Source organism: Rhizobium herbae (assembly GCF_019511375.1).
GTDB lineage: Bacteria > Pseudomonadota > Alphaproteobacteria > Rhizobiales > Rhizobiaceae > Pararhizobium > Pararhizobium herbae_A.
This window is the reverse complement of record NZ_JAEUAO010000002.1, coordinates 428,026-447,038: the sequence shown is the minus strand read 5'-3', so window position 1 is coordinate 447,038 and position 19,013 is coordinate 428,026. Positions and strand designations below refer to the sequence as shown.

18 protein-coding genes, 1 tRNA gene and 1 pseudogene are annotated in these 19,013 nt (G+C 61.7%); 10 read left to right on the top strand and 10 right to left on the bottom strand.

Annotated features, from left to right (window positions below):
• Window positions 1–78: 78 nt before the first annotated feature.
• From JNB71_RS09375 to JNB71_RS09365, 3 genes are all read left to right on the top strand, one after another.
• Window positions 79–154 (top strand) — tRNA-Thr (locus tag JNB71_RS09375).
• A 189-nt stretch (window positions 155–343) separates the two neighbouring features.
• A complete protein-coding gene (locus tag JNB71_RS09370) occupies window positions 344–505 on the top strand; it encodes a hypothetical protein (RefSeq protein WP_220371550.1) in 162 nt (53 codons plus the stop codon).
• 201 nt (window positions 506–706) lie between these two features.
• Window positions 707–895: a hypothetical protein gene (locus tag JNB71_RS09365; RefSeq protein WP_220371549.1), complete on the top strand. Its 189-nt coding sequence runs from the start codon at window positions 707–709 to the stop codon at window positions 893–895.
• 42 nt (window positions 896–937) lie between these two features.
• On the opposite strand, the gene JNB71_RS09360 is transcribed toward JNB71_RS09365, so the two are convergent.
• Together JNB71_RS09360 and JNB71_RS09355 are read right to left on the bottom strand one after the other, a co-directional pair.
• Window positions 938–1,765, bottom strand: a complete 828-nt coding sequence (locus tag JNB71_RS09360; protein ID WP_220371548.1) for a bifunctional allantoicase/(S)-ureidoglycine aminohydrolase — start codon at window positions 1,763–1,765, stop codon at window positions 938–940.
• Window positions 1,766–1,953: 188 nt separating this feature from the next.
• Window positions 1,954–3,108, bottom strand: coding sequence for an AI-2E family transporter (locus JNB71_RS09355; RefSeq protein ID WP_220371547.1), 1,155 nt, complete (start codon window positions 3,106–3,108; stop codon window positions 1,954–1,956).
• Window positions 3,109–3,602: 494 nt separating this feature from the next.
• Here JNB71_RS09355 and JNB71_RS09350 point away from each other — a divergent pair, with 494 nt between their 5' ends.
• The 4 genes and pseudogenes from JNB71_RS09350 (at window position 3,603) to JNB71_RS09335 (ending at window position 8,735) form a co-directional block, all read left to right on the top strand.
• Entirely contained in the window at window positions 3,603–5,303 is a 1,701-nt protein-coding gene (locus JNB71_RS09350; RefSeq protein ID WP_220371546.1) for a long-chain fatty acid--CoA ligase, read from the top strand.
• 200 nt (window positions 5,304–5,503) lie between these two features.
• Window positions 5,504–7,144: a glucose-6-phosphate isomerase gene (pgi, locus tag JNB71_RS09345; protein ID WP_220371545.1), complete on the top strand. Its 1,641-nt coding sequence runs from the start codon at window positions 5,504–5,506 to the stop codon at window positions 7,142–7,144.
• Window positions 7,145–7,285: 141 nt separating this feature from the next.
• A pseudogene (locus JNB71_RS09340) lies at window positions 7,286–7,584 on the top strand (DUF6894 family protein); the annotation flags it as partial.
• 104 nt (window positions 7,585–7,688) lie between these two features.
• Complete coding sequence (locus JNB71_RS09335; RefSeq protein ID WP_220371543.1) at window positions 7,689–8,735, top strand: glycosyltransferase family 4 protein; 1,047 nt, start codon at window positions 7,689–7,691, stop codon at window positions 8,733–8,735.
• Window positions 8,736–8,828: 93 nt separating this feature from the next.
• Here the strand turns inward: JNB71_RS09335 and JNB71_RS09330 are convergent, their stop codons facing one another.
• The 7 genes from JNB71_RS09330 to JNB71_RS09300 all read right to left on the bottom strand — a co-directional run bounded on the left by JNB71_RS09330 (window position 8,829) and on the right by JNB71_RS09300 (window position 15,594).
• On the bottom strand, window positions 8,829–9,755 hold the full coding sequence (locus JNB71_RS09330; protein WP_220371542.1) for a carbohydrate kinase family protein: 927 nt from the start codon (window positions 9,753–9,755) through the stop codon (window positions 8,829–8,831).
• 74 nt (window positions 9,756–9,829) lie between these two features.
• Window positions 9,830–10,528 (bottom strand): orotate phosphoribosyltransferase, encoded by a 699-nt coding sequence (locus JNB71_RS09325; RefSeq protein WP_220371541.1) that lies wholly within the window; start codon window positions 10,526–10,528, stop codon window positions 9,830–9,832.
• A 182-nt stretch (window positions 10,529–10,710) separates the two neighbouring features.
• Complete coding sequence (pyrC, locus tag JNB71_RS09320) at window positions 10,711–11,754, bottom strand: dihydroorotase (RefSeq protein ID WP_220372230.1); 1,044 nt, start codon at window positions 11,752–11,754, stop codon at window positions 10,711–10,713.
• A 124-nt stretch (window positions 11,755–11,878) separates the two neighbouring features.
• Window positions 11,879–12,508: a nucleoside triphosphate hydrolase gene (locus tag JNB71_RS09315; RefSeq protein ID WP_431028805.1), complete on the bottom strand. Its 630-nt coding sequence runs from the start codon at window positions 12,506–12,508 to the stop codon at window positions 11,879–11,881.
• A gap of 2 nt (window positions 12,509–12,510) precedes the next feature.
• Entirely contained in the window at window positions 12,511–13,290 is a 780-nt protein-coding gene (locus JNB71_RS09310) for an ATP-binding cassette domain-containing protein (RefSeq protein WP_220371539.1), read from the bottom strand.
• Entirely contained in the window at window positions 13,290–14,372 is a 1,083-nt protein-coding gene (locus JNB71_RS09305; protein WP_220371538.1) for an ABC transporter permease, read from the bottom strand. The genes JNB71_RS09310 and JNB71_RS09305 overlap by 1 nt, the downstream gene beginning before the upstream one ends.
• Window positions 14,373–14,568: 196 nt before the next feature.
• Window positions 14,569–15,594 (bottom strand): sugar ABC transporter substrate-binding protein, encoded by a 1,026-nt coding sequence (locus JNB71_RS09300; RefSeq protein WP_220371537.1) that lies wholly within the window; start codon window positions 15,592–15,594, stop codon window positions 14,569–14,571.
• 304 nt (window positions 15,595–15,898) lie between these two features.
• Here JNB71_RS09300 and JNB71_RS09295 point away from each other — a divergent pair, with 304 nt between their 5' ends.
• Both JNB71_RS09295 and JNB71_RS09290 read left to right on the top strand, forming a co-directional pair.
• Window positions 15,899–17,131 (top strand): ROK family transcriptional regulator, encoded by a 1,233-nt coding sequence (locus tag JNB71_RS09295; protein ID WP_220371536.1) that lies wholly within the window; start codon window positions 15,899–15,901, stop codon window positions 17,129–17,131.
• Window positions 17,131–17,559 (top strand): RbsD/FucU family protein, encoded by a 429-nt coding sequence (locus JNB71_RS09290; protein WP_220371535.1) that lies wholly within the window; start codon window positions 17,131–17,133, stop codon window positions 17,557–17,559. The genes JNB71_RS09295 and JNB71_RS09290 overlap by 1 nt, the downstream gene beginning before the upstream one ends.
• Window positions 17,560–17,628: 69 nt before the next feature.
• On the opposite strand, the gene JNB71_RS09285 is transcribed toward JNB71_RS09290, so the two are convergent.
• Complete coding sequence (locus JNB71_RS09285) at window positions 17,629–18,027, bottom strand: DoxX family protein (RefSeq protein WP_220371534.1); 399 nt, start codon at window positions 18,025–18,027, stop codon at window positions 17,629–17,631.
• A 279-nt stretch (window positions 18,028–18,306) separates the two neighbouring features.
• On the opposite strand from JNB71_RS09285, the gene JNB71_RS09280 reads away from it, so the two are divergent.
• Window positions 18,307–19,011, top strand: a complete 705-nt coding sequence (locus tag JNB71_RS09280; protein WP_220371533.1) for a Crp/Fnr family transcriptional regulator — start codon at window positions 18,307–18,309, stop codon at window positions 19,009–19,011.
• Window positions 19,012–19,013 lie beyond the last annotated feature (2 nt).

Genomic DNA, 19,013 nt, shown 5'->3' with positions numbered 1-19,013 from the left:
TGATGGCTTGAAATCCCGTCGGTTTGCAGGTATCAGCCCCTCACACATCGCTCCGCGGCACCCGCGGAACGTTTGCGGGCCGCTTTAGCTCAGGTGGTAGAGCACATCATTCGTAATGATGGGGTCGCAGGTTCGAGTCCTGCAAGCGGCACCATATTTGTTCCTGGACATATATTACTTCAATGGTTTATGGCCTTCCTGCGGTCGGGTATTCCATCGCACCTTCTGTCGCACCATTTTCTTTTCCTCGGATGGCCACACCGGTCGTTCAAGCCCGGCGCAAGCGACGCGGCGTAGCCTGTCCTCTTAACCGGCATGAAGCCGGCCAGCAAAGGACAATGACATGTCGAACACGATCGACTACGCGCCCCTCCCGCAAGACGCAGCCATCGCCCTGTTCCTGCAGGAAGGCGATGCCGACAGGTTGACCGACCTGCTTGTCGATGCGCTCGACGAAGCTCTCAGAATTCTGAAAGAAGAGCTGGTTTCCCGGCCGCTGAACTGACCTGGGGAGATCCCACCGGCGGCATGACGAACCTCCGACGCAAGGATGCCATATCTACCCCGTATGACTCTCTCCCGTCATGCGGGGGTGCTACGCTACAATTTACTCGGGAAAACATGGTTAATTTTTTAACTATTTTCCGGTTAGCAGCGTGGGAGGTCAGCGGATCGGCCGTTGATTCGAGAACCGGGAGGACCACAGATGATCTTCAATCTGCTCAAGCCCAAGTGCGACGATACCGCCGATACCGGGACCTATGCGGACGGCGCTTTCGAGCTGCCGGTCATCGAGATCAACTCCGCTCCCCGCCGGGTTCGCGGGCATATCGCGCATCAGCGGGACTATGGCAGCGACCGTGCCATCTCGCCGATCCCCGCCGGCCTTGCCTGACAATCCGGCAGGGGATGACCGCCCCTACGGCGGCCTCATTCTTCAGAGACGCGGCTTCAGCTTCATGTGGCGGTTGACGTCCTTGTAGAGCAGATAGCGGAACTTGCCGGGGCCGCCCGCGTAACAGGCCTGCGGACAGAAGGCGCGCAGCCACATATAGTCGCCTGCCTCGACCTCCACCCAATCCTGATTGAGCCGGTAGACCGCCTTGCCCTCCAGAACGTAGAGGCCATGCTCCATGACATGGGTTTCGGCAAAGGGGATCACCGCGCCCGGTTCGAAGGTGACGATCGTCACATGCATGTCGTGGCGCAGGTCGGCGGTGTTCACGAAGCGCGTCGTCGCCCATTTGCCTTCGGTGCCTGGCATTGGATCAGGGGTGATATCCGCTTCGTTGAGGAACAATGCGGGTGGCACGTCAAGACCGTCGACGGCCTCGTAGATCTTGCGTATCCAGTGGAACCGCACCGGCTTGTCACTGGCGTTGCGCACGGCCCATGCGCTGGCCGGCGGAATGAAAGCGTAACCGCCGGGTGACATCTGGTGGGCCTTGCCGTCCAGCGTCACGGTCAGCTCGCCCTCGACGACGAACAGAACACCCTCGGCGTCCGCATCCGGCTCCGGCCTGTCGCTGCCGCCTTTCGGCGCCACTTCCATGATGTATTGCGAGAAGGTCTCGGTAAAGCCGGAGAGCGGCCGCGACAGGACCCACGCCCGGGTGCCTTCCCAAAACGGCAGGTAACTGGCAACGATGTCCATCATCACGCCCTTGGGGATGATGGCATAGGCCTCGGTAAAGACGGCGCGGTCGGTAAGCAACTGCGTCTGCGGCGGAACGCCGCCCGTGGGGGCGTAGTAAGTGCGGTTCATCGGATTTCCTGGACTTTCAAGATGGATCAGTCCTTATGGCCGCAGGCGGCCGCAAGGAACACTCAATCATTAGCGCAATGGCGCGCTGAGATCACGCTGCAATTCCCCCTTATGTCCAGATAGAGTTTCGCCAAAGACGGGGGAAATCACCGTTAACGATGCGATCGCGCAAGGCTATGCGCCCGCTCCTATTTGATGATCTCGCTCGGCGGTGGCGGCTGGTTCGTCACCTCGTGCAACCATTCCCGCCAGATTGCCACCAGAAGCGCCATCAGCACCGGCCCGACGAAAAGCCCGAGGAACCCCATGGTCTTGACGCCGCCGACGAGGCCAAAGAAGGTTGGCAGGAAGGGGAGGCTGATCGGTCCGCCGACAAGCCTGGGGCGCAGGGTCTTGTCGACAATGAACAACTCGATGGTTCCCCAGGCGAACAGGGCGGCGGCGGCAAACGGCGAGCCACTGGCGAAGAGATAGACCGACACGAGGGTGAAACAGAGCGGCGCGCCGCCGGGGATCAGCGCCATGATGCCGGTGATGATGCCAAGGGTCACTGGCGAGGGAACCCCTGCCAGCCAATAGGCGACGCCAAGCACGATGCCTTCGCCGATAGCAATAATGCCCATGCCGGTGACGGTCGAACTGATGGTCAGCGGCACGATGCGCGACACGCGCTCCCAGCGCATCGGCAGGATACGTTCACCGAGACGATCAAGCTGGACAAGCAGTTTCTCGCCGTCGCGATAGACGAAAAACAGGGTGATCAGCATGAAAAGCAGAGTGAGCAGCGACTGGAAGGCAGACGCGCCGACAACGAGCACGCCGCGGTAGATGCTGCCGATATTGGAGCCACTGACGAGCTGGACCAGTTCGCCGACCGCGCCGGGATGGCCGACATATTTGGCCCATTGCGCTCCAAGCCAGACACCGGCACCCGGAATCTGCGTCAGCCAGACCGGCACAGGCGCTCCGAATTTGTTGGTGGCGGTGGTCCAGTCGACCCAGTCACGGACTTCATCGACGGCGTAGACCGCGGCCAGCGAAATCGGCGCGACGATGAAGGAAATCACCGCAATGATCGCAATGGTGGCTCCAAGCGTCCGGTTGCCGCCGATGGCCGCAAGCAGGCGACGATAGATTGGCCAGGAGGCGAAGCCGATTACCAGCGCCGCCAGCACCGGCACCAGAAAGCCGTGGAAGAAATAGACGCCGGCGAGGAGGATAAAGACGAGCAGCCAGCGCGCGGCCGAAATCGGCCCGACAAGCGCCGAGCGTTCATGGGCCGGACGGCCAAAAAGGCGCGGCTCAGACGGAAGCTCGCCCCGGTCACGATTGGTCAGTTGCAAAAAGCATTCCTCCACATGACATCAAGATGACAGCAAAACTCACGGCTTGCCACATGTTTCCGATTTTTGCCGGCAAACCCGGCGCGTGCGGCATAGGTAAATATGACCGCAGCGTCAACACAAGCCGATGACAATCGAACTTTGGCACGTGATGGGGAGGACTTGGGAGGAACGCCTTGGCTGGCTTGTTGCAGTGCAATATACCTTTTCGCACCTGCTCGCAGAACATTGCGGGCACCTGCCGCGAAATCTGGCCATGCACCGCCAAACTCTCGGCGATGTATTGACGTTTACGTTAAGGTTATATAATCCGGAATGGACTTGATGAGGCGAAACGAAAGCTTCATCCTCATCAATGTGGGCGATCTGGAGGGATCGTCCGCTCCTGCGCAGCGCAAGCCGATGACATTTTCGGACAGGGTTGTGTATGGAAAAATGAAGACGGCGCACGGCCGTCTTGCAGCGCGGCGGCAGTTGCATCAGGGAGAGAGACCATGCCGGACACTTTGATTCAGAAGCGCGACCCCCAGGCCGCCAAACCCTGGCTGCAGTCCTATCCGCCCGGCATGCCCGCAGAAATCACCCCTTTGCCCCACAACTCCATCGGCGAACTCTTTGTGGAAGCCTGTGCGACATACGCCACGCGCCCTGCGTTCACCTGCATGGGCAAGACGCTGACCTTTGCCGAACTCGACGCCGAGAGCAAGAAGATCGGCGCCTGGCTTCAATCCACCGGTCTGGCCAAGGGCGACCGCGTTGCCGTGATGATGCCGAACATCCTGCAGAATCCGGTGATCGTCTATGGCATCCTGCGCGCAGGCTTTGCCGTCGTGAACGTCAATCCGCTCTATACGCCGCGCGAACTCGAGCATCAGCTGAAGGATGCCGGGGCCAAGGCGATCTTCGTGCTGGAAAACTTCGCCCACACGGTCGAGCAGGTGGCCGCGCGCACCGACCTTAAGCACATCGTCGTCGCGACCATGGGCGACCTTCTGGGTCTCAAGGGCCTGATCGTCAACATCGTCGTGCGCAAGGTCAAGAAACTCGTGCCGCAATGGTCGCTGCCCGGCCACCTGTCCTTCAAGGCGGTTTTGGCAAAGGGAAACAGTGCGACCCTGAACAAGGTCGATGTCAAACCGGGCGATGTCGCCTTCCTGCAATATACCGGCGGCACCACCGGCGTCTCCAAGGGCGCGACGCTCACCCATGCCAATCTTCTCGCGAACATGGCCCAGATGGGCCTGTGGCTTGAAACCGCCTTCCTCAACAAGAAGCGGCCGGATCACCTGGTGTTCCTCTGCGCCCTGCCGCTCTACCATATCTTCGCGCTCACAGTGAATTCATTGATGGGCCTGAAGACCGGCGGGCAAAATATCCTGATCCCAAATCCGCGCGACATCCCGGCCTTCGTCAAGGAACTGGCGAAGTATAGGGTCAACATCTTCCCGGGCCTGAATACGCTGTTCAACGCACTGATGAACAACGCCGAATTCCAGAAGCTCGACTTTTCCGAACTGGCGCTGACCTTCGGCGGCGGAATGGCGGTGCAGCGACCGGTTGCCGAACGCTGGGAAACGATGACGGGATGCCCGATCAAGGAAGGCTACGGCCTTTCGGAGACATCGCCCGTCGCGACGGCCAACCGGCTGGACGCAGCCGAGTTCACCGGCACGATCGGCCTTCCCCTGCCCTCGACGGAGGTTGAGATCCGCGACGACGATGGCAACACGCTGTCGCTCGGCGATATCGGCGAAATCTGCATCCGCGGCCCGCAGGTCATGGCCGGCTACTGGCAGCGGCCCGACGAAACCGCCAGGGCGATCTCGCCCGACGGCTTCTTCCGCACCGGCGATATCGGCTTCATGAACGCGCAAGGCCTGGTCAAGATCGTCGACCGCAAGAAGGACATGATCCTCGTCTCCGGCTTCAACGTCTTCCCGAACGAAATCGAGGAAGTGGCGATGACGCATGCGGGCATTCTCGAATGCGCGGCGATCGGCGTGCCGGATCAGCATTCGGGCGAGGCCGTGAAGCTGTTCGTCGTCAAGAAGGACCCGAACCTTACCGAGGCGGATGTCAAGGCCCATTGCTCCGCCAACCTCACCAACTACAAGCGGCCGAAATTCGTCGAGTTTCGCACCGAACTGCCGAAGTCGAATGTCGGCAAGATCCTGCGCAAGGATCTGCGCGGCTGAGGGTGTTCAAACCGCCCGTCTTGTCAAAGGTTGACGGAGCGTTTGCAGCCTTCCAGTTTTGCAACCGCAAGACGATTCCAATTGTCGACCCGCAATAGGAAAGAACGGCTTTCTTATCCTTCGGGTGAGGACGCTCTTGATTTGCCGTGGCCAAAGCGACTAGCTATCGCGACCCATCCGCGACGCAAGGAGCCCTCGCCATGAACGCGCCCGCCACCACCGCGCTTGTCAGCCAGCTGAAATCCACCGTCACCGACACCAAGGCAACCGATATCCGGACGGCTTTCACCAGCGATCCCGAGCGCTTTGCAAAATACAGCGTCACTCTTGACGACATGCTGTTCGATTATTCGAAATGCGCCGTAAACGAGAAGGTGCTGGACGGCCTCGAGGCACTCGCAAAAGCCGCCAAGGTCGCCGAAAAGCGCGATGCGATGTTTGCCGGAGAGGCGATCAACATCACCGAGGGCCGCGCCGTCCTGCATACGGCGCTGCGCAACCGCTCCAACACGCCGGTCCTGGTCGACGGCCGCGACGTGATGCCGGACGTCAACGCCGTGCTCGATGCCATGGGCGCCTTTTCCGACGGTATTCGCTCGGGCGCGCTGACGGGTGCGACGGGCAAGAAGATCACCGACGTCGTCAATATCGGCATCGGTGGTTCCGACCTCGGGCCAGTGATGGCGACGCTGGCGCTTGCGCCCGCCCATGACGGCCCGCGGCTGCATTTCGTCTCCAATGTCGATGGTGCCCATATCGCCGATACGCTGAAGCTGCTCGATGCCGAGACCTCGCTGTTCATCGTCGCCTCCAAGACCTTCACCACCATCGAAACGATGACCAATGCGGCGACGGCCCGCGCCTTCATCGCCGAAAAGCTCGGCGAAAAGGCGGTCGGCAAGCATTTCTGCGCCGTCTCCACCGCCCTCGACAAGGTCGCTGCCTTCGGCATCGACAGCGACCGGATCTTCGGCTTCTGGGACTGGGTGGGCGGACGCTATTCGGTCTGGTCGGCGATCGGCCTGCCGCTGATGATCGCGATCGGCAAGGAGAATTTTGGCGAATTCCTCGCCGGTGCCCATTCGATCGATAACCATTTCCGCACGGCGCCGCTGCGCGAAAACATCCCGATGCTGCTCGGCCTTCTCGGCTTCTACCATCGCAACGTGCTCGGCTATCCGACCCGCGCCATCCTGCCCTACGACCAGCGCCTGTCGCGCTTCCCTGCCTATCTGCAGCAGCTCGACATGGAATCGAACGGCAAGGGCGTGACGCTCGACGGTACAGCCGTCGAGGGCAACTCCGGCCCGGTCGTCTGGGGCGAGCCGGGCACCAACGGCCAGCACGCCTTCTACCAGCTGATCCACCAGGGCACGAGCGTCATCCCGGCGGAATTCATGATTGCCGCGAACGGCCACGAACCGCACCTGCGTCACCAGCACCAGTTGCTGATCGCCAACTGCCTGGCGCAGTCGGAAGCGCTGATGAAGGGCCGGACCCTCGAGGAAGCCAAGGCGCAGATGGCGGCCAAGGGGCAGGATGCCGCCTTCATCGAGCGCATTGCCCCGCACCGCGTCTTCACCGGCAACCGGCCGTCGCTGACCTTCGTCTACGATCAGATGACCCCCTTCACCTTCGGCCGCCTGATCGCGATCTACGAACATCGTGTCTTCGTCGAGGGTGCCTTGTTCAACATCAACTCCTTCGACCAGTGGGGCGTCGAGCTCGGCAAGGAACTGGCGACGGGCCTGCTGCCGGTGGTGGAAGGCAAGGAGAGCGCCGAGGGCCACGACAGTTCGACGGCCGGCCTCGTTGCGGCGCTGCTGAAGGCGGCGAAGTAGTCTCGCCACGGCCTCGACAGACATCGATGAATACAGGCTGAATGCGGAGTTCAGCCTGTATTCGGACACGATGCGATATGCCTGAAACCGCGTCCTCAAGCCGGAGAGACCTCCGGCGACGCAAGGGTCCGGGGCATTGGCGTGGAACACTATTTCTTCGATCTGCACTTCGGCGATGAACAGGTGGTCGATGAAGACGGCATCGATCATTTCGATGTGGGATCAGCCGTGTATTACGGACAAAGAATCGCCGACAAGATCGGTCGCGATGCCGACTACACATCGCTGAAGGTGCATGTGCGCGCTCCCGACGGCTGCATTCTGGCGATTGTCGCCGCATCCTCCGGCCGTGGCTACGAGCAAGTGGCGCTGATCGGTCGCTGAGGCGGCTTGGATTTCAGGGAAGGCCATTTCCTGCGCCCGACAGTCAATCATCTGCTTGTCATCAAAACATGATCAAAGAGCCCGGATGGCAGTTGCCAGGCGATTCGACCGTCAGCCAGTGCTCCGCAACATATCGCAGAGCCGCGTCCAGGGGCGCAGCATGGAAAAGACCGTTCTCGTTGTGACCGATGCCTGGCATCCGCAGGTCAACGGTGTCGTTCGCACCCTCGATGAACTTGCCCGTTCGGTGCAGGAACAGGGGATCACCATCGAATTCCTGACACCGGAGCGGTTTGCCACCTTCCCGCTGCCTTTCTATCCCGATATCCGGCTGGCACTTCCGACCCGGCGGCAGGTAGCGAAAGAGATCGATGCAGTGGCGCCCGACTATATCCATATCGCCACGGAAGGGCCGCTCGGCCTCGTCGCGCGCGGCATCTGCCTGCGCAGGGGGCTGCCGTTCACGACGAGCTACCACACGCGCTTTCCCGAGTTCGTCAGCGCGCGATTGCCCATTCCGGAAGATTGGAGCTACTGGTGGCTGCGCCAGTTCCACAATTCCGGCAATGGCATGATGGTCGCCACCGCGTCGCTCGGTACGGAGATGGCTGCGCGCGGCTTTCACAACATCAAGCGGTGGACGCGTGGCATCGACACGGTTCTCTTCGACCCGGCGCGCCGCCAGAACCTGCCCTTCCCCCGCCCGATCTTCCTGAACGTCGGACGGGTGGCGGTGGAAAAGAACCTTCCGGCTTTCCTCGACCTTGACCTGCCCGGCAGCAAGGTGGTCGTCGGCGACGGGCCAGACCTCGCCCACCTGCGGCAGAAATATCCGCACGTGCATTTCCTGGGCCGGCGCATGGGAACCGAGCTTGCGACGATCTACGCGTCGGCGGACGTCTTCGTCTTCCCGAGCCGGGTCGATACCTTCGGCAACGTCATTCTGGAGGCGCTGGCGAGCGGTTGCCCCGTCGCAGCGTTTCCGGTCACCGCACCGAGCGACATACTGGCAGATGGCGGCGGCTTTCTGTCCAGCGATCTGCGGCAAGCAGCCCTTGCCGCGCTCGCCTTGTCGCGGGAGGACGCCCGGCAAAAGGCGCTGACATTCAGCTGGAGCGAATGCGCGCGGCAGTTTCTCTCGAACCTTGCGGGCGTACCCCGCAGTGCCTTTGCCGGCCGCGGCCGACGGTTGCGATCGGCATCGTAGGTCTGCCGGATCTTTCTTGCAGCCAACCCACATGGCGCCAGCGCGCCGGCGCGCTATCACAACCGATGGCCGGCAAGCGTTTTCGCAGGTAAATTAGAGGCCGATCTCGTAGCTCCAGGGCGGATTTGCACCGGCGCGCGACACGGTGACGGCGGCGGCCTTGGCACCGAGGGCAAGAGCATCGCGCACGGCGCTTTCGCTCAGGTTCGCAACCTGTTGCTTGGTCAGGAGATTGTTCATCTTCAGCGAAGCAAGAATGCCCGCGTCGAACGTGTCGCCGGCGCCGACCGTATCGACGACGGTGACTTTTTCACCGGGCACCGAAACCTTGCCGCGCGCCGTGTAGCCGTCGGCGCCGTCAGCGCCCTTGGTGATGACGATGAGCTTCGGGCCGCGCTGCAGCCATTTGCCCACCAGTTCCTCATGCGTGCCCGCCTCGCCGAACCAGTCGAGGTCCTCGTCGGAGAACTTGACGATGTCTGACATGGCCGCCATGCGCAACATGCGGGCCTTGTGGGCTTCGGCATCCTTGATGAAGCCGGGACGGATATTGGGATCGAAGGAAATCACGCGTTTCTCATGCTCGCGGGCCATCAGGGATTCGTAAGTCGATCCGCACGGTTCCGGAATCAGGCTGATGGCGCCGAAATGCAGCGCCTCGCAGAAATCGCCGAGCGCCGGCAGGTGATCCTTGGTGATCATGCGGCCGGCGGTGTTTTCGTCGAAGAAGGCATAGGTCGCCGAGCCGTTGATCAATTTGACGAAGGCCATCGTCGTATGGAGCGGCAGCGTCGCGCACGGGCCGAAATCGACGTTGCTGGACTTCAGCGTCTCGCGCAGCATATCGCCGAACATGTCATCGGAGAGGCCGGTGAAGAAGCCCGTCGGGATGCCGAGGCGGCCGAGCGCGATCGCCGTGTTGAAGATCGCGCCGCCGGAATAGGGCGCGAAAGCCACCTCGCCCGCCGTCGTCTGGCGCGGCAGCATGTCGATCAGGGCTTCTCCACAGCAGATGATCAAGACGGCATCCTCCCTTTCAGTGATTTCATTTCAATCGATTTAAAGCAAGACGATCAGGAATTCCAGCTCCGTTTTCAGGCTGTCGCCAAGGCGCTGACGCCGCCATTGCGACCCGACCATTCGAGCGGCGCGTTGAGGAAGGATTCGACCTCCGACAGCGTGTTTTCGTCGAACAGTTTCTGTTCCTTGGCAACCGCGAGAACGTCGCGCCACGTGGCGATGTTGTGCAGCGTCACCCCCTTCTCCTGCATCTCTGCGCGAGCCTTCGGGAAAATATCATAGTAGAACAGAGCGATCCCATGATCGACCACACCGCCCGCTGCGCGGATGGCGTCGATGAACTTGAACATCGAGCCGCCGGCCGTGGTCAGGTCCTCGATGACGAGCACGCGCGCACCCTCGGGCATATGCCCTTCGATCTGGGCGTTGCGGCCGTGCCCCTTGGGCGCCTTGCGTACATAGATCATCGGCAGGGCGAGGCGCTCGGCCAGCATCGCGGCGAAGGGAATGCCCGCCGTCTCGCCGCCGGCAATGACGTCGAACTGCTCGAAACCGGCCTCACGCAACACCGTCGCGGCGGCAAAATCCATCACGGTCGAGCGGATGCGCGGATAGGAGATCAGCTTGCGGCAATCGATATAGACCGGGCTCGCCATGCCCGAGGCGAGCTTGTAGGGTTCGGCGGCGCGGAAATGCACCGCCTTGATTTCCCAGAGCATCTTTGCGACCAGCTCGGCCATGACGGCCCTGTCGGGAAAGGATGTCTGGATCATCGCGGCCTCCTTAGCCATTGGATTTTGTTATCCGCGCATAGCAGTTCGAGCCCCCGAAAGCCAGAGGCGGAACACCTGGAACCGCTGGCCGCGGTGTTCGCCGCGATCAAGCCGTTCGCCCCTTTCAATCACGCGGCCGGCGCTGGACTTCGAAGGAGGCCGATCAGCACCCGGGCCGGATTTCAGCGCTCCGTGACGGCCCAGTGCAGCGGGAACATCGGATCGAAAACGGTAACAGCACCCGCTTCCGTCTCGATCTTCTTCGGGAACTCCACAGGTTCGGCGTGCTTGCGCAGCGTGATCGTCTCCTCGTTGACCGGCAGGCCGTACCAGGCGGGACCGTTCAGCGACGCAAAGGCCTCCAGCTTGTCAAGCGCCTGCTCCTGTTCGAAGACATGCGCAAGGCAGCTCATCGTGTTGATCGAGGTATAGATGCCGGCGCAGCCGCAGGCGCATTCCTTCAAGGGATCGACATGCGGCGCGGAGTCGGTGCCGAGGAAGAAGCGCGGATTGCCCGAGGTGGCGGCGGCCCGCAGGGCAAGGCGATGAACCTCGCGCTTGGCAACCGGCAGGCAGTAATAGTGCGGCCGGATGCCGCCGACGAGGATGGCGTTACGGTTGATGATCAGGTGATGGGTGGTGATCGAACCGGCGAGGTTGGCCTTCGACGACGTGATATAGTCGATGCCGTCCTTGGTAGTGACGTGTTCCATCGTCACCTTCAGCTCGGGAAGGCGGGCGCGCAGCGGATCGAGCACGGTTTCGATGAAGACGGCTTCACGGTCGAAGATATCGACGTCCGCCGATGTCACTTCGCCATGGACACAGAGCGGCAGGCCGATTTTCGCCATGCGCTCCAGCACCGGCATGGCATTTTCGAAATTGCGCACGCCGCTTTGCGAATTGGTCGTGGCGCCGGCGGGGTAGAGCTTGACCGCCTTGATCAGCCCGCTCCTGTGCCCGGCTTCGACATCGTCCGGGTTCGTGCCTTCGGTGAGATAGAGCGTCATCAGCGGCTCGAACCGGTCGCCTTTCGGCACGGCTGCCAGGATGCGCTTGCGGTAGGCGGCCGCGTCGGCGGTGGTGACGACGGGCGGGACCAGATTGGGCATGATGATGGCGCGGGCGAAGTGGCGGCTGGTATCGCCGATCACGCCCTTCAGCATGCCGCCGTCGCGCAGATGCAGATGCCAGTCGTCGGGACGGCGGATGGTAAGTTCGGTGATGGCATGCGTGCTCATGACGGATATCTCCAGGCGCAATCTAAGGGCGCATGGTGCAAGGGCATGCGCTGACCGAGGGTTCGGATAGCATCATTATGCGCGGGAAAACAACGACGGACTGCCCGCCTCAGGCCGTTTCGAAGATCTCGATGGCAATATCGGCCGGACGGGAATTTTCGATGATCCGCTTTCCGTTCGGCAGGTCGTTGCCGTAGAGCTTCCATTCGATGCCGGCGTCGTCGAGTCCGTAGTGAATCCAGCGCTGCCGCAGGCGCTCCTCCAGAACCTCGTAGGACGGGCCGACGAAGATCGTCAGGTCGAACATGCCGTCAAGCCGTTTCCAGGGCGCCTCGTCGAGCAGCAGGTAGTTGCCTTCCGTCAGAATGATGCGCGTCTCCGGCGCGACCACCCGGGCCGAGGCAATGGCGATCTCGCGGGAACGGTCGAAGACCGGGACGAGCACTTCCTCGTCCGCCTTGCGCACCGCCTTGACGATGTCGATGAAAGCGCGGACGTCGAAGGTTTCCGGCGCGCCCTTGCGTTTCAGCAGGCCGCGTTCCTCGAGAATTCCATTATCCATGTGGAAGCCGTCCATCGGCAGGACCGCGGATTTTTCGCCGCGCCGCGTCAGCTCTTCCTGGAGCGTATCGGCAAGCGTGGATTTGCCGGCCCCGGGGGGGCCGGCAATGGCAACGATGAAGCGTGGCCGCTTCCCCGCTTTCTCGATGACGGCGTCGGCGATTGCCGCAAGCGTCATGGTCATGCGGCGAGCGCCTCCGGCGGCACCTTGGCACCGGTCATGAAGGCAACGGCATCCGACATGGTGTATTCCTTCGGATTGATGACGCAGAGGCGTTTGCCAAGCCGGTGGATATGGATGCGGTCGGCCACTTCGAACACATGCGGCATGTTGTGCGAGATGAGCACGATCGGCAGGCCGCGCGCGCGCACGTCGAGGATCAGTTCCAGAACGCGGCGGCTTTCCTTCACCCCCAGCGCTGCCGTCGGCTCATCGAGAATGATGAGCTTGGAGCCGAAGGCGGCGGCGCGGGCCACGGCCACCCCCTGGCGCTGGCCGCCGGACAGCGTTTCCACCGCCTGGTTGATGTTCTGGATCGTCATCAGGCCGAGTTCCGACAGCTTGTCGCGAGCGATCTTTTCCATCGCCGCATGATCGAGCATGCGGAAAACACTGCCGAGCGGCCCGGATTTGCGAATTTCCCGGCCGAGGAACATGTTGTCGGCAATCGAAAGCGCCGGCGACAGGGCAAGGTTCTGGTAGACCGTCTCGATGCCCGCCTTGCGGGCCTCGATCGGCGAACGGAAGTTCACGACCTCGCCGTCGAGGCGGATTTCACCTTCGTCCGGATGGATCGCGCCGGAAATCGCCTTGATCATCGAGGACTTTCCGGCGCCGTTGTCGCCGATCACGGCCAGGATCTCGCCCTTGTAGAGATCGAAATCGGCATGGTCGAGTGCGGTGACGCGGCCGTAACGCTTGACGATGCCACGCGCGGTGAGAATGGGTTCCTGAGCCATCAGCCTGCCACCTTTCTGATCCACTGGTCGATTGCAACGGCGGCGATGATCAGCACACCGATCAAGAGATAGGTCCATTGCGGGTCCGTGCCGATCAGGCGCAGGCCGAGTTGGAAGACGCCGACGATCAGCGCCCCGAACAGCATGCCCATGATCGAACCGCGGCCGCCGAAGAGCGAGATGCCGCCGATCACCACCGCGGTGATCGATTCGATGTTGGCGAACTGGCCCGCCGTCGGCGACACCGAGCCGATACGGCCGATCAGGGTCCAACCGGCGAGTGCGCAGATCAGGCCCGAGAGGACATAGACCGACATCAGCATCCTCTTGACGTTGACGCCTGAGAGTTCCGCGGCGTCCGGATCGTCACCAACCGCGTAGACGTGCCTGCCCCAGGCCGTTTTGTTCAGCACATACCACAGGGTGCCGACGAGCAGCACCATCGTGACCGCGCCGTAGGTAAACACGGCATTGCCGATCCGGATATTGGTGCCGAAGAACTGGAGAAGCGGCGCGCTGGCGCTGATGTCCTGGGAGCGGATTGTTTCGTTGGCGGAATAAAGGAAGTTCGATGCCAGCACGATCTGCCACATGCCGAGCGTGACGATGAACGGCGGCAGCTTCACGCGCGACACCAGCCAGCCGTTGACGGCACCGCAGAGCCCACCGACGGCAATGCCGCAGATCACCGCTATTTCCGGCGGAAAGCCGTAGCGGAAGGTAAATTGCCCCATCACCACCGACGAAAGCACCATGATCGCACCGACGGACAGGTCGATGCCGGCCGTCAGGATGACCAGGGTTTGGGCGGCGCCGACGATGCCGGTGATCGCCACCTGCTGCAGGATCAGCGTCAGGGAAAATGCCGAGAAAAACTTCGAACCGAGAACCGATCCGAAGACGATCAGCGAAAGGACCAGCACGATCAGCGGCACTGCCGCCGGCCTCTTGTGCAGAAAATGCTGGGCCTTCTGCAAGGGTGTCTTGTCATGCGTATCAAAGGAAGCAACCTGCTTCGAGCTGCCACTCAGGACCTTTTCGAATTCCTGCGATGGCTGCGAGGCTACTCTCGGTTCGCTCATGAAAATTCCTCCCGCCTCTCAAAACCGTTCCCGTCGGTATGGGCTCCCCACCCCATCCGCCTGCACCTGCACACCGGACAGGTAGCAGGGCAAGGGGAGAAGTGTGCTCACGGTTATGGCGTTTTGTCAAAATGACATCATAGCTTAAACGAAGGGCGGCCCGAAGCCGCCCGTCGTCCCGTTCAGCGGCGGGGCGTCAGCCCCAGCACTTTTCCGTGCCGGCCTTGGTGTCGATCGATTCAACACCAGGAGCGGGCTTATCGGTCACGAGCGACACGCCCGTGTCGAAAAAGTCCTTGCCTTCGGTCGGCTTCGGCTTTTCACCGGTGTCGGCGAATTTCTTGATCGCTTCGATGCCGAGCGAGGCCATCAGCAGCGGATACTGCTGCGAGGTGGCGCCAATGACACCATCGATGACGTTCTTGACGCCTGGGCAGCCGCCATCGACCGATACGATCAGCACGTCCTTTTCCTTGCCGACAGCCTTCAGCGCCTCGTAGGCGCCGGCAGCGGCTGGCTCGTTGATCGTGTGAACGACGTTGATGGACGGATCCTTCTGCAGAAGGTTTTCCATGGCGGTGCGGCCGCCTTCCTCATTGCCGTTGGTCACGTCATGGCCGACGATGCGCGGGTCATCCTCGTCGCCGATCTTGTTGGGGTCCTTGGGATCGATGCCGAAGCCGATCATGAAGCCCTGGTCACGCAGAACGTCGACGGTCGGCTGGGACGGCGTCAGATCGAGAAATGCCACCTTGGCGTCCTTGGCCTTGTCGCCGAGGGTTGCCGCAGCCCACTGGCCGATCAGCTTGCCGGCGAGAAGGTTGTCGGTTGCGAACGTTGCATCAGCGGCATTGGCCGGTTCAAGCGGCGTGTCCAGCGCGATCACGAGAACACCGGCGTCGCGCGCCTTCTGCACGGCCGGCACGATGCCCTTGGTGTCGGAAGCCGTCAACAGAATGCCCTTCGCACCGTCGGCAATGCAGGTCTCGATCGCCGCGACCTGGCTTTCGCTGTCGCCGTCGATCTTGCCGGCATAGGACTTCAGCTCGACGCCGAGTTCTGCCGCCTTGGCGCTTGCGCCTTCCTTCATCTTGACGAAGAAGGGGTTGGTGTCGGTCTTGGTGATGAGGCAGGCCGAAACATCGGCGGCCTGGGCAGGTGCAGCAAAAACAACGCCGAGCGCAAGCGCGCCGAGAGCGGCGGAAACAATAGTCGTCTTCATGAAATCCTCCCAAGGATTGAAAAATAGAAACCGGTCTACCGGCTCGTCAGGCCTCGCCCGCCACAACATCTCCACTGCCGCAGTTGGCGCTTCCGGGCACAAAACAAACACCAAAACGAAACCCTGTCAATAAATAAATCAAATTGAATTATTAAATATCTGTGGCATTCTCTGCGCAGAAAACGTGCACGCGCTCGATATCGTTGCAGTGCGCGTGAAAGAGACAGAGCAACGGCGCAACGAGGAGAGACGTCCGGACGCCACGGTCTGGACGGAGCAGCGCGCCGGCGGGAGGAAACGCGGCATGATATCACGGAGCGATTCCGGCGGCGCCTTGGCCGTTCCGGACGTTGTCGATCCCGGCGGCGGCGCCAACCTGACACGCGTGCGCGCCTATAACGAGCGTCTGGTCATGTCGCTGGTGCGCCGCCACGGCAGCTTGTCCAAAGCCGATATTGCCCGCCGCTCCGGTCTTTCGGCGCAGACGGTCACCGTCATCATGCGGGCACTCGAGAAGGACCATCTCCTGACCCGCGGCGATCCGGTGCGCGGCCGCGTCGGGCAGCCCTCGATACCGATGCGGCTCAATCCGGATGCGGTCTATTCCTATGGGGTCAAGATCGGCCGGCGCAGCTGCGATCTCGTGCTGATGGATTTCGTCGGCAACATCCGCCTGCACCTGCACCAGATTCACGCCTATCCGATGCCGGAGGAAATCCTGACCTTCATCGTCGAAGGAATACCGAAGCTCGAAAAGATGCTGACCGAGGAGCAACGCGGGCGCATTGCCGGCATCGGCATCGCAACGCCCTTCCAGCTCTGGAGCTGGGCCGAGGAGACCGGCGCACCGAAGGACGCGATGGACACATGGCACGGCTTCGATCTGCGCGAGGCGGTGGCTGCGCGCACGCACCATCCCGTGCTGTTGCAGAACGACGCCACCAGCGCCTGCGGGGCCGAGCTGATCTTCGGCGTCGGAAGCTCCTATCCCGACTTCATCTATTTCTACATCGGCTCCTTCATCGGCGGCGGCATCGTCCTGAATTCCTCGCTGTTTTCCGGCCGCACCGGCACGGCAGGCGCCGTCGGGCCACTGCAGGTTTCCGACCGGAACGGCAAGCCGCAGCAGCTTCTGAAGATCGCGTCGATCTACGTGCTGGAAAATCTCCTGCGCGAGAGGGGCATCGACCCGAAACCGCTCTGGTATTCCGCCGATGAGTGGATCGACTTCGGCGAACCACTCGAGACCTGGATCCAGCTCACGGCGGCTGCCCTTGCCCAGGCGATCGTTTCCGCCGCCTCGATCATCGATTTCGGCGCGGCCGTCATCGATGGCGGCTTCCCCGGCTGGGTGCGCACACGCATCGTCGCCGCCATTCGCAAGGCGGTCGGCGAGCTTGATCTCGAAGGCGTCATCATGCCAGACATCGTCGAAGGTGCGGTAGGCGCCCAGGCCCGCGCCATTGGCGGGGCCAGCCTTCCGCTCTTTTCCCGCTATCTCAGCGATACCAACGTTCTTTTCAAGGAAACTGCCTGATGCTGAAAGGTCTGAACCCTATCCTGAGCCCGGAACTTCTGGCGACCCTCAGGGCGATGGGACACGGCGACGAAATCGCGCTGGTCGACGGCAACTATCCCGGGCTGGAACACGGCCGACGGTTGATCCGTCTCGACGGGCATCATCTGATCCCGGTTCTGGACGCGATCCTCAGCGTCATGCCGATCGACGATTTCGTACCGGAGGCGATCTTTCGCGCCACGGTCAAGCAGGACCGCGACGTGCTCGATCCGGTGCATCGCGATATCATCGCCTGCTGCGCCAGGCATGAGCCCGATCGCGCGGTCACGCCGCTGCTCGGGCCGGAATTCTATCCGAGGGTCAGGGCTGCACATACGGTCGTTCAGACCAGCGAGCCCCGCCTCTACGGCAATGTCATCCTGCGCAAAGGCGTGATTTACCCCTGACGCTTGCACTCAAAAGGAAAGGCCCGCCGGATGAATAATCCGGCGGGCCTTTTTGTTGGCGACCTGCGATCAGGCGACAGCCGCTACGCCGCGGCGGGCGTCAACCGAAAGAGAGCCCGGGCCGAAAGTGGCGACGAACAGGAAGCCACCTGCTATGGCGAGATTCTTCATGAAGTGGATGTCGTTACCGGCGACCGAGAAATCACCATGACCGATGAACGCTGTGGCGACGCAGAAAAGGGCCAGGATGTAAGCGACCGGACGGGTGAAGAAGCCGACGAGGATAGCGATGCCGCCGAGCAGTTCGACTGCCGTTACGAGAACGGCGGTAATCATGGGAACCGGCAGGCCGATGCTGCCGAAATAGCCGGCGGTACCGCCAAACGCAGTGAGCTTGCCGTAGCCGGCTACGATGAAGATGATGGAAAGGAGGACACGCCCCGCGAGGGCGACGACATTCTGCTGCATTGAAATATACTCCGGTTGGGGTTCCTGGTTGTCGATAGATTTATCAGCAATTCCCAATTCATCCAGCCCGCGCCAACGAAACAGATCGTTCACAATAACGAGACGGCGAAGAGAGGTCGTCAACACTGCGTGATCGGCCTTACCCGAGGGGCAGCAGCGACAAACAGCGTGTGAATAGGACAACCATTCCAACTTCCCTGGTCTTTTTTGTTGCAACGCCGGGAAGACTGCGAGAAGAATTTCACAGGGGCAGATATTTCGGGGGGACGGGGAAGCAAGATGAATGAAATCAACAAGAGTCCCGCCTTCTGGCGCTCCTTTCCGATCTTCGAGGAGTTCGACAAGGAAACGGTGGCTGCCGTCGCGGCCCTTGCGACCTACCGCAAGTGGACTGCCGGAACGGTGATCTTCCAGCGCGGCGACGAAGGCAATTACATGATTGCCGTGATCTCCGGCCGCATCAAGCTCTCGCTCATCACCCCACAGGGGCGGGAATTGCTTCTTCGCCACATCGAGGCTGGCGCACTGTTCGGCGAGATGGCCATTCTCGACGATCAGCCTCGCTCGGCCGACGCCACCGCGATCACCGTTACCGAAGGCTATGTCATCGGCAAGAAGGCCTTTCTCGACTTCATCACCCACACGCCGAACGCCGCCGAATCGATCATCCGCTATCTCTGCGCGCAATTGCGCGACACCACGGACCGGCTGGAAACGATCGCGCTCTATGATCTCCACTCCCGCGTGGCGCGTTTCTTCCTGGCGACGCTGAAACAGATCCACGGCAACGAACTGCCGGAAAGCGCAAATCTTCGCCTGACGCTCAGCCAGTCCGATATTGCCGGCATTCTTGGCGCAAGCCGCCCGAAGGTGAACCGCGCCATCCTGGCCCTCGAGGAATGCTCGGCCATCAAACGGACCGATGGCGTCATTACCTGCCACGTCGGGCGGCTGCAGAGGATCGCGGAACCCGAAGAGGAATAATG

What these genes read in the sequence shown, in the direction of transcription:
- pgi (WP_220371545.1), top strand. Translation starts at nt 5,504, where the DNA reads ATGAACGCGCCCGCCACCACCGCGCTTGTCAGCCAGCTGAAATCCACC.
- JNB71_RS09315 (WP_431028805.1), bottom strand. Translation starts at nt 12,508, where the DNA reads ATGACGCTTGCGGCAATCGCCGACGCCGTCATCGAGAAAGCGGGGAAG.
- JNB71_RS09335 (WP_220371543.1), top strand. Translation starts at nt 7,689, where the DNA reads ATGGAAAAGACCGTTCTCGTTGTGACCGATGCCTGGCATCCGCAGGTC.
- JNB71_RS09280 (WP_220371533.1), top strand. Translation starts at nt 18,307, where the DNA reads ATGAATGAAATCAACAAGAGTCCCGCCTTCTGGCGCTCCTTTCCGATC.
- JNB71_RS09290 (WP_220371535.1), top strand. Translation starts at nt 17,131, where the DNA reads ATGCTGAAAGGTCTGAACCCTATCCTGAGCCCGGAACTTCTGGCGACC.
- JNB71_RS09305 (WP_220371538.1), bottom strand. Translation starts at nt 14,372, where the DNA reads ATGAGCGAACCGAGAGTAGCCTCGCAGCCATCGCAGGAATTCGAAAAG.
- JNB71_RS09295 (WP_220371536.1), top strand. Translation starts at nt 15,899, where the DNA reads ATGATATCACGGAGCGATTCCGGCGGCGCCTTGGCCGTTCCGGACGTT.
- JNB71_RS09300 (WP_220371537.1), bottom strand. Translation starts at nt 15,594, where the DNA reads ATGAAGACGACTATTGTTTCCGCCGCTCTCGGCGCGCTTGCGCTCGGC.
- JNB71_RS09370 (WP_220371550.1), top strand. Translation starts at nt 344, where the DNA reads ATGTCGAACACGATCGACTACGCGCCCCTCCCGCAAGACGCAGCCATC.
- JNB71_RS09365 (WP_220371549.1), top strand. Translation starts at nt 707, where the DNA reads ATGATCTTCAATCTGCTCAAGCCCAAGTGCGACGATACCGCCGATACC.
- JNB71_RS09350 (WP_220371546.1), top strand. Translation starts at nt 3,603, where the DNA reads ATGCCGGACACTTTGATTCAGAAGCGCGACCCCCAGGCCGCCAAACCC.
- JNB71_RS09325 (WP_220371541.1), bottom strand. Translation starts at nt 10,528, where the DNA reads ATGATCCAGACATCCTTTCCCGACAGGGCCGTCATGGCCGAGCTGGTC.
- JNB71_RS09285 (WP_220371534.1), bottom strand. Translation starts at nt 18,027, where the DNA reads ATGCAGCAGAATGTCGTCGCCCTCGCGGGGCGTGTCCTCCTTTCCATC.
- JNB71_RS09310 (WP_220371539.1), bottom strand. Translation starts at nt 13,290, where the DNA reads ATGGCTCAGGAACCCATTCTCACCGCGCGTGGCATCGTCAAGCGTTAC.
- JNB71_RS09360 (WP_220371548.1), bottom strand. Translation starts at nt 1,765, where the DNA reads ATGAACCGCACTTACTACGCCCCCACGGGCGGCGTTCCGCCGCAGACG.